The following is a 16,050-nucleotide window of genomic DNA, read 5'->3' on the forward strand; positions in this document are numbered from 1 at the left end:
CGCGTGCGTATCAATGTCGGTCACGTTGCCTCTCCGTCGCATTCCGGCTCGCACTGACCAATTCGACTAAAGTTCCTTCGGACAAGCGTCCCCGGCTCCACGTGATGCGTTCGCGCGGATGGCCAGCTTTTTGTCGCTCTGTCTCAGGTCCGCCCAGGCCCTGACTCACGCCAGGACGGAATAAGAACATAACAGGAACATCAATATCCGTCAAGCATCCGCACGCGACAAACCGCGCGGGGACCCACAGGTCTCCGCGCGGTCTGATCCAGGTGCAGCGCTCAGTTACTGCCGGTCGCCGCGACCGCCGCCCTGGGCTCCGCCACCGCCGCCAACACCGGCACCACCGGCCGCACCGGCTCCGGCACCCGCCGCGCCATCGCCGCCGCGCATTTCGGCACCGCCTCTCACGTTGGCACCGCCACTCGCGCCGCCTCTCACATTCGCGCCGCCTTCCATACGTCCACCGGCGCCGGTGGTGGTACGCGAGCCGCGCTGCTGAATTGTCGCGCCTTCACGGACATTGCCGCGCTCGCCTGCGCCCTCACGGATGCTGCTACGCTCGCGCACGTTGGCTCCCTCGCGAGTCGTCATGCCTTCCCGGGACCTCGAGCCTTCGCGGATTGTCGCGCCGCGATCGAAGCGCCGGCCTTCGCTGAAGGTCGCGCCGCCATGAAGGCGCCCGCCGAAGCGCCGCGCTGCCGGGCCATAGTCCCAGCCACGCCAGCCATAGACGCCGCCCCAGCCCAGCCCGCGCCGCCACGCGAAGCCGCAGCGATACCAGCCGGGTCCATGCCAGCCGTCGAAGGCGAAGCAGTAGCGCCGGCCTCCGACGACATAAAGCGCGGTCTGTTCGACCAGGCCGTTCGCATCCACCGCGTCGCGGAGTGCTCCGCCAGTGTTTGGCATCGCACGCACCGGACCGGTTGCCATCGTGACCGTCGCGACGGTCGCTAGTGCAAGTACTGTACTCTTGAGCATGAGGGATCCTCTGGATTATCCCCCCGGTAATTCAATCAATCGTCATGCTGTTCGTTCGTTCCGCACGCGCGTGTCGATCGTGCGCGTTGGAACGGCGCTGACAATTCATTCATCGCCGATGGACCGCGTCATCAACGCAAGTTGGAGAATCGAAGGCTTGTTCCGCCGGGCGGAAGACAGCGTGGCGGCCACAACTTGTCAGGCCCGCAACGCCGCAGCTAGCATGCCAACGTCATCCCGGCCGCGACAAACTCGGACCTCATCGATATGACGCAACTGAGCGAAGCCACGATCCGCCAGCAACTGGCGGACTGCCATCGCATGATGGTGATGGCGGACCTGATCGATTACAGCGGCCATGTCAGCGCACGCATTCCCGGCACCAAACGCATTCTGATCCTGCCGCGCGACGCGAGCCGCGCGGCCGTCACCGCGGACGAGATGCTGGTGGTCGATCTCGACGGCACGGTGCTGGAAGGCAAAGGGCCGGCGCCCACCGAGACCGCGATTCATCTCGGCGTCTACCGGCATCGCGACGACGTCCAGGCGGTCGGACACGGCCATCCGCCGATGTCGACGCTGTTCACGATGGTGGATCGCCCGATGATCGCGATCCGCAACTACGGCTTCCGGTTCATTGGCTGCCCCTGCCATCCGGATCCGACTCACATCCGCACTGTCGAGCAAGGCGACGCTGTCGCGAAGACTCTCGGCAAGCATCGCTATTGCCTGTTGCGCGCCCATGGCAGCGTGATCGCGGTCAATAGCGTGCCCGAGGTGTTTCTGGACAGCCTCGAAATGGAGGAGAACGCGCGCAGCACCGTGCACGCGTCGACGCTGGGCCGTCTCAAGCCGATCACGCCCGAGGAGGTTGAACTGCTCAAGGTGAGCTTCGCACGCAACGATTATCGCGTCGCCAAGACCTGGGAGCATTATCGCGCCAAGGCAACGCAGGCCGGGCTGCTGTGAGAGCTACTCGCCTGCGGCACTTCTCGCTCGAGCCAGAATCTCGCGCGGCGTGGCGTAGAGCGCGGCGATGTCGCGTTCGACCTGCTCACCGTTCGTCGGCACAACGCTGAGATTGAGCTTGCCGGCGTCGGCGAGAAATTTTGGATCGGCCATCATCCGGCCGAACGCCTCGCGCAACGCCGCAAGCCGCGCCGGACTGGTCTTGCCGGAGGTGACGAACAGCCGGCCAAGGCGCTGTGGCGTCACCAGGAAATCATAGGCGCGTCGATCCGTGTCGCTTGTCAGCAACGCGCCGCCGAACGGCACCGCAGGATCGAGCCCCGGCGCGGGCTCGGGCGACAACCGCATGAAGACGGCGATCTTGCCTGAAGGCAGCCAGTCGGACGGCAGCGACGTAACGCCGCCGCAATCGCCGTCGATTTCGCCGCGCTCGAAAGCGAGCCGCTTCGCGGCGCTGCCGGCATAGCCGTTGACGATGTGCACATCGAGGCCGAACAGATTGCGCAGCATCGCGGCATCGATATTGCCGGAGGTACCTGCCGCGGTCGCGCCGAACACCAGCCGGCCCCGCGCCTTCAGGCCTGCGAGATCGCGCACGCCGAGCGCCGGGCGAACGAAGCAGATGCGGCCGTCCTCACCGAGATTGCCAAGGAAGCCATAGGCCCGGAAGTCGATCTTCACCCGCTCGGGAAACAGGACCGATTCCGTCAGCAACGACGAACTGAAGGTGACGATCGCGGTGCTGTCTTCGGGAGCGGCGGCAAGTGACATCACCGAGCGCATGGAGCCCGCGCCTGGCATGTTTTGCACGATGACCAACGGCGAGCCCGGCAGATGCCTGTCCAGATGACGCTGCACCAGGCGCGCATAGGCATCGACACCGCCGCCCGGCGGCATTCCGACAACGATCCTGATCGTCTTGCCCGCGAAGCTGGCGACATCTTCAGCGTGGGTTTGCGCCCAGCCGTCTCCAGACACGGCCAGCAGCGCCAGCACAATGAGGCTTCCGAGCCATCCCACCGGGCGGACCAACATTGCGAGGACCTTCTGGTTAACCGATCGCTACCGCATCCTGCGCAATTGAACCTTATCGAAAAAGCCGAACTTCATGGAACCCAATTATTGTCAAACCTGCCGCAACGCATCGCGGCGGATTTTGAGCGTCAACGGCAACCCTGCGCATCCGCCATGAAGCCTTCAACTCTCACCCAGATCGCCTTCCGCGGCTCCGAGCGCATCTGGATCTATGGCATGGCAGCCGCTTGCGCGATCACCGCGCTGATGGTGATCGGCGCATTCTTCGTCTTTGGCGATATCCCGACCAGGCCGCTCTCGCGGCAAAACATCGTGTTGCTGATGCGGCACGGCGATGCGCCGGGACGCGAGGAACATAGCAAGCTCGCGCTCAGCGATTGCTCCACGCAGCGCAATCTCAGCGCCCAGGGGCGCGTCGAAGCGCGCGAAATGGGCGCGATCATTCGCGCGCAGGCGTTCAACGTGCGTTCGGTGATTTCGTCGCGCTGGTGCCGGACGCTCGAGACCGCCGAGATGCTGGGGCTGTCGCGGGTGAAGCCGGAGCCTGCGTTCGACAACCTGGATTTCAACAAGGCCCACGCGGCTGAGCTGCTCGATGAAGAGCGCAAGATCATCCGGGAGTGGCACGGGCCCGGTGTGCTGCTCGTCGTCACTCACAGCAGCAACATCAAGGCCCTGACTGGAATGTCGCTTGTGACCGGATCGATGGTCATCGCCGACCCGGACCGCGACGGGCGGATCCAATTCAGGCAGAGCTCCACCGCCTCGAAGGAATCGGCGTTGTAAGGGGCCGACCGGCCGCCTCATTTCCCGTCCGGCGAAAACGCCCTGGCGTAGCGTTCGGCGATCTCGGGCGCGGTCGCGGCTATCTGCGCCACCACCTTGTCGATCTCGGGACCCGGCACGAAGTCGAATTCGAGTTTGGCTTGCTGGGCCTCGGCGAGAAACGCCGGATCGCGCGCCAGAGCCTCGAACGCCGCACGGAGCAGCGCGACGCGTTCGGGCGGAACCTCCGGCGGCGCAATGAGCGGCCGCGCCGCGGTCTTCTGTGTGAAGTGCAGCTCCAGCACCTTGCGGTCGGCATCGTTCTTGATGAAGTCGAGCGCATTGGGCAGATGGCCCAGCTCCGGCTCGTTCTTCAGCGCGCCTTGCAGCAGCAAGGTCGCCTTCTTCTCGGCGAGCCATTGCGGCCGCACCGCTTTCAGAGAGGACCACGACCAGTCGGCGATGCCCTCCACTTCGCCGCGCTCGACCGCGAGCGCGATCGCCGCCGTGCTGTTGTAGCCGTTGACCACCTTGAATTTCGTTCCGATCAAACTGTTGTAGAGCCGCGGCGTGGTCTCCGGGTCGACGCCGGTGATGCCGCCGACGATGAGCTCCTTGTCGAACAGATCTTTTGTGCTCCTGACCCGCGCCGTGTGCCAGGCGAGCGAAACGGCGGTCTCGCTGTTGAGGCTGCCGAGCCAGTGGAATTTCTCGATCTCGTAGCGCACGCCGGACGGATAGATCAGCTTAGCCAGCAGCACACCACGCTGCAGGAGCGCGATGACGGTGCCGTCCTTGGCAACGGTGCTGAACATGTTGTTGGCGGCCGCGATCCGCGACGGAATGTTCTGCACGATGACGGTCGGATTGCCGGGAATGAACCGGCCGAGATGGCGCGCCACCACCCGCGCTTGCAGATCGTAGCCGCCGCCGGGACCGGCGCCGACGATGAGGGTCAGTTGCTTGCCGGCGTAGAAATCCTCGGCTGCTGCGGAGGCCGCGCATGACAGCGCGATGACAACGAGTGCAAGCGTTGCGATCAAGGCTCGGATCATAAAGACCCCCAATGATCCACAACGGTAGCAAATTCCGCTCGCCGCGGTGCCTGATATGTTCGCTTAAAGGAACTCTGTTCTCCTAGAGTCTGATCCATACAAATCGAAGCGTCGGAATTCTCCGCCCTGGGTCCCCGCTTCCCCTGGGACCCAGTCTTGTCGCCGAGGCGGATGACCGTGCAGCCATCCGCCTCGCGTGCCGCTCGTGCTTGTCAATTCATCCGGCCTGTCGACACCGGCCGTGACCACCACGGCGCACCAGCCGGGGCGGACCACGACGGCGTGGTGCCGAAGCCGCCTTCAAACCAGTCTCGCCTCGGACCGAGAATGGCATCCGAGCGGACGACGCGCTTGCTCGGCGTCCAGCCGTAGCATTGGTTGTCCTTCTCACTGCAGTTGATCCCGCAGGCATCGCTCGTGTTGTTCTCATTCCCGCAATTTGAAATGCAGCCGTACTGTCCCTGACCCTCGACATATTGGCGGCCTGGACCGGTGCAGAGGTCCATCATGTATTCCTTGGTGCGCGTTCCGATGTTCACCTTCTTGAAGGCGGCGGCCGGCAAGGTCATCGCTGCAAGGATCGCGACGCTGAGCAAACCGGTGCGAAGCAAAAGTTTAGACATGCAAAGCTCCCTCAAATTTTTATCAAAACGAAGAGCCGCAAACGGCTCGCGATGAAACGGCTGCATCGTACAGACGGATGATGTCGGGCGTGGGTAGGATCGTATGGCGGTGCATGAGGTGTGACTTTGCACACTCGCGGGTTCCGTCACGGCGCATCCGATCATGTCACGCTTTGCGATCCTGCTTTCGGATCGGACCGCGATAGGCCGCTCCCAGAAAAATTGAAGGGCGACGTCCAGCCAAGCGGGGGCCGCCCGATACCTTGACGCCGATGGAACCCGGAGCGAAGCTTTCCGCGGAACTATTCCGTTCTGCTCATAACATCTGCGAACCGGGAGGATGAAATGACGCGAGGGGGTAGGCTTATTGCATTTGCCGCAGCGCTCATGATTTCAGCGGCGGGCGTGGCGGCGGCCCAAGAAATCAAACAGGAAACTCAGAAGGCTACAGCCAGCGCCACCGTCACGCCGGTATCGCAGGACATGCTCTCCAAGGCGGCCGGCGACGGCAAGAATTTCCTGCACACCAACGGCGACTACACACAGCAGCGCTATTATCCGAACAAGCAGATCAACGCCTCGAACGTCGGCAAACTCCGCCCGGCCTGGGTTTTCCAGACCGACGTGAAAGAGTCGATGGAGACGTCGCCGATCGTCGTCAACGGCGTAATGTACGTCACCACCTCGTTCAGCCATGTCTATGCGCTGAACGCCGCGACCGGCGAGGAGCTGTGGCATTACAAGCACCCGATGGGGCCGATCACGGTCTACTGCTGCGGACCCAACAACCGCGGCGTCGCCGTCTATGACGACAAGGTCTATGTCGCGACGCTGGACGCCAAGCTCGTCGCGCTCGACGCCAAGACCGGCAAGCCGGTCTGGAGCCAGACCCTCGCCGACGCCGAGCTCGGCTACAGCGAGACCATGGCGCCGACCGCGGTCAACGGCAAGATCCTAATCGGCACCAATGGTGGCGAATACGGCATCCGCGGCTTCGTGAAGGCTTACGACGCCAAGGACGGCAAGCTGCTTTGGACCTTCAACACCGTCCCGGAAAATTCGGTTGGCGTGTGGGCCGAGAAGGACGCGACCGGCCGTGACATGCATCGCGACATCGCGGCCGAGAAGAAGAAGCTCGCCGAGATCGGCGATCCCTTCAAGACGCTCGGCGGCGGCGTGTGGCAGAACCCGGCGGTCGATCTCGCGACCAACCGCATCTACTTCGTGGTCGGCAATCCGTCGCCCGATCTCGACGGCTCGCTGCGCCCGGGCGACAACCTCTACACCGACTCGCTCGTGTCACTCGACCTCGACACCGGCAAGTATGCATGCCACTTCCAATACATCGCCCACGATGTCTGGGACCTCGACGCGGTCAGCCCGCCGATCCTGGTCGACGTCAAGGACAAGAGCGGCAAGACCATTCCGGGCGTGATCCATGGCGGCAAGACCGGACACGTCTATGTGCACGACCGCAAGGACTGCAGCCTGATCCGCTACTCCGAGGCGATGGTGCCGCAGGAGAACATGTGGGTGCTGCCAACGCCGGAAGGCGCGCGCATGCTGCCCGGCGCCAACGGCGGCGTGGAATGGTCGCCGATGACGGTGAACCCCGGTCTGAACCTCACCTACGCGATCAACCTGCACCAGCCGATGACCTATCATGTGCAGAGCACGCCCTACCCCGGCGGCAAGCTGTGGCTCGGCGGCGCCTTCAAGGTGATCCCGAGCGAGCAGCAGTCGGGCAACATCACCGCGGTCGACTACAACACCGGCAAGATCAAATGGCAGGTGAAGACGCCGCAGCCGATGATCGGCGGCATCCTCGCCACCGCCGGCAACGTGGTGTTCGCCGGCGAAGGCAACGGCCGGTTCCGCGCCTACGACGCCAAGAACGGCAAGATCCTGTGGACCTTCCAGGCGGGCGCCGGCGTCAATGCGCCGCCGTCGTCCTACAGCATCGGGAACAAGCAGTATGTCGTGGTGGCGGCGGGCGGCAACGTGCAGCTCGACTACAAGCGCGGCAACGCCATCATCGCGTTCACGCTGGATTGAGCGCGGCCGGCGTTCGGTCGCGAACACGCGAAGGCGGGGCCGGCAATCGGCCCCGCCTTTTCCATGACCCGGCGTGATAAGATGCCGGACACATGTGCACGAAGGCATGGTGCATGAAGAATTGGACGACATCGGTTGGCGCGCTCGCGGTCATGACGCTCGCGATCGTGCCGCGCCTTGCTGCCGCGCAATCGATCGAAGAGAAAGTGGAGCTGTGCGCCGCCTGCCACGGCGACAAGGGCGTTCCGATCGACAAGGACACCCCGGTCATCTCCGGCCAGACCCAGGGCTATCTTTATTTCCAGCTGCGCGACTACAAGTCGGGCGCGCGCAAGGACGACCGCATGGCGCCGGTCGCACAGATGCTCGAGCGTCCCGACATGCTGGCGCTCGCCGAGTATTTCTCGAAACAGCCGTGGCCCGCGCTCGGCCAGCCTCAGGCGCCGGCGGACGTCGCAGCCCGCGCGCAGCGCACCAACACCGCGGTGGCCTGCACCGGGTGCCATCAGGGCGAATACCAGGGCGAAGGCACGCAGCCGCGGCTCGCCGGGCAGTGGAAGGATTATCTGCTGCGAACCATGCTGGATTTCCGCAACCGGAAGCGCGGCAACAATCCCGGCATGTCGGATCTGATGCTGGCCACGCCCGAAGACGAGCTCGCGCCGATGGCCGAGTATCTGGCCGGGCGCTAGGGTCTGCCGCCGGCCTAGAAGGCCCACGCCGCCCGCGCGTTGACGGTCCACAAATCATAGCCCGCGCCGATCCCGCCCCATTCGCCGCCGAGAGCGAGCGTGCGGCCCGAACCCATGTTCGCCGTCACACCGGTGACGGCGCGTCCGGACCAGCCGTCCTTGATACCGGCATTGGCTGCCGACACCGGCAGCGCGCTGTCCGACGAGAACCGCCAGTCGCCATAGAAGCCGACATAAGGCGCAAGCAGGATGCCCGACGCCGTGAGCCACGGAAAAAATATCCTGCCGCCGCTGCTGACGCGACCGACGGAGAAGTTTCGCTCCCCATGCAGCCCCCCGATGTTGTCGGTCCAGGCGTCCTCCCGTTCCCACAGCGCGTAGACGCGCGCAGACGGTTCAAGGACGACGGAGGCGAGGCGATAGGTGCCGGTGAGGCCTGCGGAGGTCAGCCAGCGCGAACCGTCGAAGGAGCCGGCGGCCCCGGTCGTGCTCGCGTCATAGGACAACCGCGACCAGCCGAGAAGCGCGTCGGCGCGCCAATGGCTGGTCAGACGCCAGCCCGCATAGGCGCCGACCGTGGCGCCGTCACCGGTCAACTTCCCGGTGATCGAGGCGATCGTAAAGCTCGAGCGTTCGTAGCCGGCGAACAGACCGACCAGCACATCGGGAGTAACCATCCGGCCGACACCGGCGGTGACGTTGAGCTGATGACCATGTGTGCCGGACACCGCATCGTCGCGATCGAAGCCCGTGGCGCGCACGTCCGCCCAGGCGCTCCATTCGCGCATCGCGCGCGCCGCCGGCGCCTTATAGATATTGCCGGCATAGGCCAGCGCATCGAACGCCTGCTGCACCCGGGAGTCACGCTCCGGCGCCGCCGCAAAATTGACGGTGACGCCGTTGGGGCCGACCGAAACCGGCGCGCCGCCGCCAGAAAATGCATTGCCGATCGCGCCACCCACCGCACCGCTGATCGCGTCGCCGGCAAATTGGGCAGCGGTCTTGGTGCCGGTCGTCTGGAGCGTGTCGAGGTTCTGGCTGGCGTTATTGCTCTTGCCGCCCGAATAGGTGAAGGCGGCCGGGAGCGTAAAGGTGCCGCTGTCCAGCGTCACCGTCACATCGACCGTGCCGGTTCCGGGCGGCGTCGTTGCGGTGATGGTGGTGTCATTGACGATGTTCTTTGCGGTGGCCTCGACGCCACCGAATTTCACGCTGGTCAGATCGTGACAGGCGAATCCCGACCCGGTGATCGTCACCGGGGTGCCGCCGCTCGCGGGACCGCTCGACGGCGAGATCGAATCGACTGAGGTGCAGGCAGATGCGTAGGACGCAAAACCACCGATAGCGGCCAGCGCAAGGCATGACACCAGCGCCTTGCGGGCGATCCAACGAACGCAATCCAACTGACGCCCCCATCCCCGAACCGCCGGCCCGGCCCCTTCAAGCGTTGCGCAGCCCCGCGCAATTCTTGATTTCCTGGCAGCCGACCGGACGCTACAGCGTTCATCTTCACACCAGAACCCGTTCATGGTCCACGGTCGTAGCGGCAAGTCCCCTGATTACTTTGTATCGAGCTTCTGCCGCACCGCCTCGTTCACGGTCAGATCAAGCGCCGTCTTGCCCTGCCGGTCGCGCAGCGCACGATCGGCGCCGCGCTTCAGCAGCAGTTCCACCACCGCGGCATCGCCGACCTCGGCCGCGATCATCAGCGCGGTGCGGCCGCGGTTGTCAGCGGCATCGATCGGCGCGCCGCGATCGAGCAGCAGCCCGATCACGGCTTCGGTGGCCCGTGTTCCGACGCCCTCGTCATGGCCGACAGCCCACATCAGCGCCGTGAGCTCGTTGCCGTAGCGCGCATCGGCGGCGACACCGGCGTCGAGCAGCCGCCGGACCACGTCGGCAAAGCCGCGCGCCGCCGCGTAGGTGATCGCAGCCTTGCCGGTCTGATCGACGATCTTCGGATCGGCTCCGCCGGCGAGCAATTGCTCCACGATCCTGTCGTTGCCTTTGAATGCCGCTGCCACCAAAGGCGTCACGCCCGAGCGTCCCGCGAGGTTGGGGTCGGCTCGCTTCTCCAGCAGCAGCGCCACGATCCGCGGCCGCTCGGTGTCGGCGGCGTAATAGAGCGCGGTCGCGCCGAACAGATTGCGCGCGTCGATGGCCGCGCCCCTGTCGAGATAAGGCCCGATCAGATTGGCCCGCCCTTCTCGGGCGGCATGCGACAGCGGCATCGCGCCCAGGCGGTCTTTCGCCAGCAACGACGCGCCTTCGTCGAGCAGGCGGCGGGCGAGGCCCTCGCAGCCGGTGTCGGTTGCGAGAAACAGCGTCTGGTTGATCTCGAGCGAGGTGAGCTGCCGCCGGGTGGCGTCGTATTTGGCTTCGATCTCACGACAAGCGCCGGACTCCGCCGCCTGCAGCGGCGAAACGGCGAGCAATCCAAATACGACATGCGCGATCCAACGCAGCATCGGCTGGGATTCCGCTTGGTGGCTCAACTATAGCGCGGACAAACCAAGCCGCGAGGCCTTCCGGCCGCCACGTCGGATTGGCTACGATGCCGCGGTCGGGGGATGGACATGAGGCGGCGTCAATTTCTCAAATGTGCCGGCGGCGCGATGGCAGCCTGGCCCTTGGCGCCGTGGCCCGCGGAGACGCACGCGCAGGACGCCGCGATGCCGGTGATCGGATTTCTCAGCACGGCAGAACCCCGCGGTTACGCTCATCTGGTGGACGGCTTCCGTGCCGGCCTGGCGGAAGCAGGCTTTGTCGAAGGAGGTAACGTCGCGATCGAATTCCGCTTCGCGGAGGGCAAGTTCGACCGCCTGCCCGGCCTCGCCGCCGACCTCGTGGCGCGAAAGGTTGCCGTGATCGCACCGTTTTCGGATGCGGCGACGCGCGCAGCGATTGCCGCCACCGCAAAGATCCCGATCGTGTTCTACGCCGGCAACGATCCCGTAGCCCAGGGCTTCGTCACAAGCCTCAACCGGCCGGGCGGCAACACCACCGGCGTTTCGTTCTTCGCCAACAATCTTGGAGGCAAACGTCTCGGTCTGCTGCGGGAGCTGCTGCCCAACGCCCGAACCATTGTGTTGATCGTCAACCCCAACAATCCGTCAAGCGCGGCGCAGATCAAGGACATGCAGGAGGCCGCACTGACGCTGGGCATGACAGTGACGGCGCTCAATGCAGGCAACGAGCGCGAGATCGAGTTGGCCTTCGCGTCCGATATGCTCAAGGGCAGCAATGCCGTGGTCATCGGCGGATGCCGTGCTCAACAGCATGCACAGACAGTTCGTGGCGCTGTCACAACGCGCCGCGATGCCGAGCATGTCGGTGCAGCGCGAGTTCGTGGCCGCCGGAGGCCTGCTGAGTTATGGGGCGATCGCCAGGGATGTCGCGCGCCAGACCGGAATCTACGCAGGCCGCGTGCTGAAGGGCGAGAAGCCTGCGGACCTGCCAGTGCTGCAGGCCTCAAAGTTCGAACTGGTGATCAACCTCACCACCGCGCGAACGCTCGGGCTCACGGTACCGTCCGGCCTGATGGCAATCGCCGACGAAGTGGTGGAGTAGCGCGGCCGCGTCTGCGGCGCTGAGAGTCAGCTGTTCTTCTTGGCGAACGGCGAAATCTTCGCGAACGCCTTGCTGATCCACGAGCCTTTGTTTTCCTCAGGCTCGAAGCCGCCGGACTTCACCAGACGATAAGCGTCCTGGTACCAGCGGCTGTCCGGGAAGTTGTGGCCGAGCACGGCCGCGGCGGTCTGGGCCTCGCCCACCACGCCGAGCGCCATATACGACTCGGTCAGGCGCAGCAGCGCCTCTTCGACGTGGCGCGTGGTCTGATACTGCGTGACCACGATCTTGAAGCGGTTGATGGCGCCGGCATAGCGCTTGTGGTTGAGCTCATCGCGGCCGATCGACATCTCGCGGCCGGCGAGCTGGTCGCGGGCCATCTCGATCTTGCGCTTGGCATTCTGCGCGTATTCCGAATCCGGATATTTGCGCGAGACCTCTTCCAGCGCTGCGATCGCCTTCTCGGTCTGGCCCTGATCGCGGGTGACGTCGGGGATGCGCTCGTAATAGGCCGAGCCGATCAGGAACTGCGCGTAAGCCGCGTCGGGGCTGCCCGGATGCAGCGTCACGTAACGCCGCGCGGCCGAGACCGACTCGTCGTATTCCTTTGCCTCGTAATTGGCATAGGCCGTCATCAGCAGCGACTTGCGCGCCCAGTCCGAATAGGGATGCTGGCGCTCGACCTCGCTGAACTTCTTGGCCGCTTCCTTGTAATCCTGCTTTCTGTCGAGCAGGAAGACGCCCTCATTGTAGAGCCTCTCCGGGGGCTCGTCGGGCGCGACGGCCTCTTCCTTGTTGAACAGGTTGGAGAAGCTCGAGCACGCGCCCATCGGCAACGCGAGCGCAAGCACCAGCGCCAGACGCGCAAGCGTCATGCCGTGCCGTGAAGACTTCGCCTCGGAAGCCTTGGATGGTGCGTTACGCCACTGCATCGATCGGAAAGCCCCTGCGCGCACCCCGAATTTCCGCGCACCACATGTTTTGGAAAACAATGGTTGACCGAGCGTTTATGCGGACAATCGGCCCGGATTAAGGCAGGTCCTTATCAGGATACGCCTTCGGTTAAGACACGTCTTGGTTCAGGAAACGTCCGGGCCGTAGGCCGGAGCGGCCAGACCGGTGGCGAGGTCGGCATGGCCGCGGATGGCGCGGCGCGGAGTCTCCTGCCGGACGGGGGACGGCCCATCGACCAGCACCCAGGCGGATGTATCGGCCATCAGCGCCGACAGCACCGCGTGATTGAGCTTGTGACCGCCACAGACCGAGCGATAGGTGCCGAGCAGCGGCGCGCCCGAGAGCGCCAGATCGCCGATCGCGTCGAGCGCCTTGTGACGGGCGAACTCGTCGGCGTAACGCAGGCCTTCGGTGTTGAGCAGGCGGCTCTCGTTGACCACCAGCGTGTTCTCGAACGAAGCGCCGAGCGCGTAACCTGCACTCCAGAGCTTGGCGACGTCGCGCATGAAGCCGAAGGTGCGTGCGCGCGACAGCTCGCGGCGGAAGGTCGCGGCGTCGACATCATAGGCCACGCCCTGGCGGCCGATCAGCGGATGATCGAAGTTGATATCGAGCTCGACGCGGAAGCCATACTCGTTCGGGCGCAGCTCGCCATACGCTTCGCCTTTGACGACGCGAATGGGCTTGAGGATCTGGATGTAACGGCGCGGCGCATTCAGCGTCACGATGCCGGCGCGATCGATCGCCTCGACGAACGGCGCGGCGCTGCCGTCCATGATTGGCACTTCCGGTCCATCGATCTCGATGACCGCATTGTCGATGCCAAGGCCGGACAGCGCGGCGAGCACATGCTCGGCGGTTGAGCACAGCGGACCGTGGGCGTCACCCAGCACAGTCTGGAATTCGGTGGCGGTGACGGCGCGGAAGTTCGCGCGCACCTCGCGGTCGGGCTGACCGCCAACGCCGCAGCGCACAAATACGATGCCGGCATCGGCCTTGGCCGGAAGAATGGTGAGGGTCGCGGGGAGACCGGAATGGACACCGATACCGCTGACTGCGGTCGGCTGGCGAAGCGTGGTCTGTCTACCGGACTTCATGCGATAGTCTGTGCTGCCTCACCTCAAAGCACCTGTCTGCGCAACGTGCGCATTCAGGGGGCTTTGAGTCCCGATTTTGCCAAAAACGTCGGAGAAACCCCGTGCGCCTTGGATGGCGCTGATCCCCCCGCCATGAGCGGCAAATCCCCCTTACTGGCGAACAATTTAACCCTAGCTGGATTTCGCGCCAACTCACGCTTTCTTACTGACTGTTACCTCTAAATCGCCGCAAAGCGGCCCAAAACGCGACTGGTAAAGTCAGGAAACGATGTCCGGAAAGCCGTCAGCGGTTATGGGGCATGCCTTCCAACGATGGCAAGGCGGGCGCGCGAAAGAATCCGATACCCAAGATATTTCAATAACTTGATTTGGGCGATCGGTCGGGGGCGACCGGGAGCAGATGGTCTCTCTTGTGACGATCCCGGCCGCAAGGCCGGGATCGTCTTAATGTTTCAGCCCTCTGAGGTTCCGGCCTAGTTCGCCTGGCGGCGAAGGAAGGCCGGGATCTCAAGTTGATCGTCATCCACAGGCTTCTGCACCGGAAGCGAAGGGCGGCCGTGCATGTCGAGACCCTGCGGGGCGGTCGGAGCGGGTTGCGGCCGCTTGGCGTATTCCGATACCGGATCGGGCATCCGCGGCGGTTGGCGCACCGGCAGCGGCGGCATGGCCTGACGCACCGGTTCCGGGGCGGCCGCTCCGGCCGGCGCCTCGGCGTCGTCGCGGCGGCCGAGCCCAACCTGGGCGAGCCGCTGCAACAGCGACAGGCGCTGCTTCTCTGGACCGGCATCAGCCGGGTCGGCGTGACGGGCGCGAAGCTGGTTCTGCGCCGGCAGCGGCAGATCCTCGAGCCGCGGCATGCGCGGCGCGCGCGCCGCCCGCTCGGGCTCCGGCGGGATGAACGCCTTCGGCATCTCCTGCGGCGCGGGCTCGGCCATCACCGGCTCCACGAACAGCGACGGCTTGGTCGGCGCGATCGGACGGACGGTGACGTCCTCCATCACGGGCGCGGGCTGCAAGGCTGCAGCAACAGCCGCGGTCGCGCCATGTTCGAAAGCAGGACGGGGCGCGGGCTGAGGCGCCGCGGCAACCGGCGCCGGCTGTGCCGCCGGTGCCCGGAGCTGCGGCTGCGGCGCTTGCTGCTGCTCGTGATGGACGCGCTCGGCGAGGCGCTGCGTGTCGGAGCGCAGCCGCTGCGTGAGCTCGGCGAGACGGGTCTCGCCGGGCGGACGCTGCGCCTGCACGATCGTATCGATGCCGGTCGCCACCACCGAGACGCGGATGATGCCTTCAAGGCCTTCGTCGAAGGTCGCGCCGACGATGATGTTGGCTTCCTGATCGACCTCCTCGCGGATGCGGGTCGCGGCTTCGTCGACTTCATAGAGCGTGAGGTCCTTGCCGCCGGTGATCGAGATCAGAAGGCCGCGGGCTCCCTTCATCGACACGTCGTCGATGAGCGGATTGGCGATCGCGGCTTCGGCGGCGCGCAGCGCGCGCTTCTCGCCGGAGGCTTCGCCGGTGCCCATCATCGCCTTGCCCATCTCGCGCATGACGGCGCGGACGTCGGCGAAGTCGAGATTGATCAGGCCTTCCTTCACCATCAGGTCGGTGATGCAGGCCACGCCCGAGTAGAGCACCTGATCGGCCATCGCGAAGGCGTCGGCGAAGGTGGTCTTCTCGTTCGCCACCCGGAACAGGTTCTGGTTCGGGATGATGATCTGGGTGTCGACGCATTTCTGCAGCTCGAGGATGCCGGCTTCCGCAAAGCGCATGCGGCGGCCGCCCTCGAAGTGGAACGGCTTGGTGACGACACCCACCGTGAGGATACCGAGCTCCTTCGCCACACGGGCGACCACCGGTGCAGCGCCGGTGCCGGTGCCGCCGCCCATGCCGGCGGTGACGAACACCATGTGCGCGCCCGAGAGATGATCGCGGATCTCGTCGATCACCTCTTCGGCTGCGGCGCGGCCGACATCCGGCTGGGAGCCTGCGCCGAGACCTTCGGTCACCTGCACGCCCATCTGGATGACGCGTTCGGCCTTCGACGAGGCCAACGCCTGGGCGTCGGTGTTGGCGACCACGAAATCTACGCCCTGAAGCCCGGCGGAGATCATGTTGTTGACGGCGTTGCCGCCCGCCCCTCCCACGCCGAACACGGTCAGCCGCGGCTTGAGCTCGCGGATATCGGGGATCTTCAGGTTGATGCTCATGATTGCCTCTTGCTTGGGCGCACGTTCAGCGACGGCGCCAGGTCACG

At 65.1% G+C, this 16,050-nt stretch carries 14 protein-coding genes; 5 read left to right on the top strand and 9 right to left on the bottom strand.

The genetic code is table 11. The features are described 5' to 3' along the window. Positions 1-285: 285 nt before the first annotated feature. Positions 286-981 carry a hypothetical protein gene (locus RHPLAN_RS40295; RefSeq protein ID WP_198164582.1) on the bottom strand — a complete coding sequence of 232 codons (696 nt, stop codon included), beginning with the start codon at positions 979-981 and terminating at the stop codon, positions 286-288. Positions 982-1,248: 267 nt separating this feature from the next. Here RHPLAN_RS40295 and RHPLAN_RS31350 point away from each other — a divergent pair, with 267 nt between their 5' ends. Next, the gene (locus RHPLAN_RS31350) at positions 1,249-1,950 is read left to right on the top strand and encodes a class II aldolase/adducin family protein (protein ID WP_068026838.1); all 702 of its coding nucleotides are present in this window, start codon (positions 1,249-1,251) and stop codon (positions 1,948-1,950) included. A 3-nt stretch (positions 1,951-1,953) separates the two neighbouring features. Here RHPLAN_RS31350 and RHPLAN_RS31355 read toward each other — a convergent pair whose 3' ends face one another. Beyond that, entirely contained in the window at positions 1,954-2,808 is an 855-nt protein-coding gene (locus RHPLAN_RS31355; RefSeq protein WP_157100621.1) for a Bug family tripartite tricarboxylate transporter substrate binding protein, read from the bottom strand. Between RHPLAN_RS31355 and RHPLAN_RS39905 the strand changes: the two genes are divergently transcribed. Next, positions 2,785-3,771, top strand: a complete 987-nt coding sequence (locus RHPLAN_RS39905; protein WP_157100622.1) for a histidine phosphatase family protein — start codon at positions 2,785-2,787, stop codon at positions 3,769-3,771. The two genes, RHPLAN_RS31355 and RHPLAN_RS39905, sit on opposite strands and share 24 nt — an antisense overlap. Before the next feature lie 17 nt (positions 3,772-3,788). Here the strand turns inward: RHPLAN_RS39905 and RHPLAN_RS31365 are convergent, their stop codons facing one another. Both RHPLAN_RS31365 and RHPLAN_RS31370 read right to left on the bottom strand, forming a co-directional pair. Then, positions 3,789-4,805 (bottom strand): type 2 periplasmic-binding domain-containing protein, encoded by a 1,017-nt coding sequence (locus RHPLAN_RS31365; protein ID WP_068026849.1) that lies wholly within the window; start codon positions 4,803-4,805, stop codon positions 3,789-3,791. A 212-nt stretch (positions 4,806-5,017) separates the two neighbouring features. Beyond that, entirely contained in the window at positions 5,018-5,428 is a 411-nt protein-coding gene (locus RHPLAN_RS31370) for a hypothetical protein (RefSeq protein ID WP_157100623.1), read from the bottom strand. A 345-nt stretch (positions 5,429-5,773) separates the two neighbouring features. Between RHPLAN_RS31370 and RHPLAN_RS31375 the strand changes: the two genes are divergently transcribed. Both RHPLAN_RS31375 and RHPLAN_RS31380 read left to right on the top strand, forming a co-directional pair. Then, positions 5,774-7,483, top strand: coding sequence for a pyrroloquinoline quinone-dependent dehydrogenase (locus tag RHPLAN_RS31375; RefSeq protein WP_068026855.1), 1,710 nt, complete (start codon positions 5,774-5,776; stop codon positions 7,481-7,483). Between the two features lie 113 nt (positions 7,484-7,596). Next, positions 7,597-8,175, top strand: a complete 579-nt coding sequence (locus RHPLAN_RS31380) for a c-type cytochrome (protein WP_068026858.1) — start codon at positions 7,597-7,599, stop codon at positions 8,173-8,175. A gap of 14 nt (positions 8,176-8,189) precedes the next feature. Here the strand turns inward: RHPLAN_RS31380 and RHPLAN_RS31385 are convergent, their stop codons facing one another. Beyond that, positions 8,190-9,578, bottom strand: coding sequence for an autotransporter domain-containing protein (locus tag RHPLAN_RS31385; protein WP_068026861.1), 1,389 nt, complete (start codon positions 9,576-9,578; stop codon positions 8,190-8,192). 156 nt (positions 9,579-9,734) lie between these two features. Next, positions 9,735-10,643 (bottom strand): ankyrin repeat domain-containing protein, encoded by a 909-nt coding sequence (locus RHPLAN_RS31390; RefSeq protein WP_068026865.1) that lies wholly within the window; start codon positions 10,641-10,643, stop codon positions 9,735-9,737. Positions 10,644-10,847: 204 nt separating this feature from the next. Between RHPLAN_RS31390 and RHPLAN_RS31395 the strand changes: the two genes are divergently transcribed. Further along, on the top strand, positions 10,848-11,768 hold the full coding sequence (locus RHPLAN_RS31395) for an ABC transporter substrate-binding protein (protein ID WP_198164583.1): 921 nt from the start codon (positions 10,848-10,850) through the stop codon (positions 11,766-11,768). Positions 11,769-11,771: 3 nt separating this feature from the next. Here RHPLAN_RS31395 and RHPLAN_RS31400 read toward each other — a convergent pair whose 3' ends face one another. The 3 genes from RHPLAN_RS31400 to ftsZ all read right to left on the bottom strand — a co-directional run bounded on the left by RHPLAN_RS31400 (position 11,772) and on the right by ftsZ (position 16,003). After that, positions 11,772-12,677: an outer membrane protein assembly factor BamD gene (locus RHPLAN_RS31400; RefSeq protein ID WP_068026871.1), complete on the bottom strand. Its 906-nt coding sequence runs from the start codon at positions 12,675-12,677 to the stop codon at positions 11,772-11,774. 147 nt (positions 12,678-12,824) lie between these two features. After that, positions 12,825-13,796: a UDP-3-O-acyl-N-acetylglucosamine deacetylase gene (gene lpxC / locus RHPLAN_RS31405; protein ID WP_068026874.1), complete on the bottom strand. Its 972-nt coding sequence runs from the start codon at positions 13,794-13,796 to the stop codon at positions 12,825-12,827. A 473-nt stretch (positions 13,797-14,269) separates the two neighbouring features. Continuing rightward, positions 14,270-16,003 carry a cell division protein FtsZ gene (ftsZ, locus tag RHPLAN_RS31410; RefSeq protein ID WP_068026877.1) on the bottom strand — a complete coding sequence of 578 codons (1,734 nt, stop codon included), beginning with the start codon at positions 16,001-16,003 and terminating at the stop codon, positions 14,270-14,272. Positions 16,004-16,050 lie beyond the last annotated feature (47 nt).

This window comes from Rhodoplanes sp. Z2-YC6860 (assembly GCF_001579845.1).
In the GTDB taxonomy this organism is placed as follows: domain Bacteria; phylum Pseudomonadota; class Alphaproteobacteria; order Rhizobiales; family Xanthobacteraceae; genus Z2-YC6860.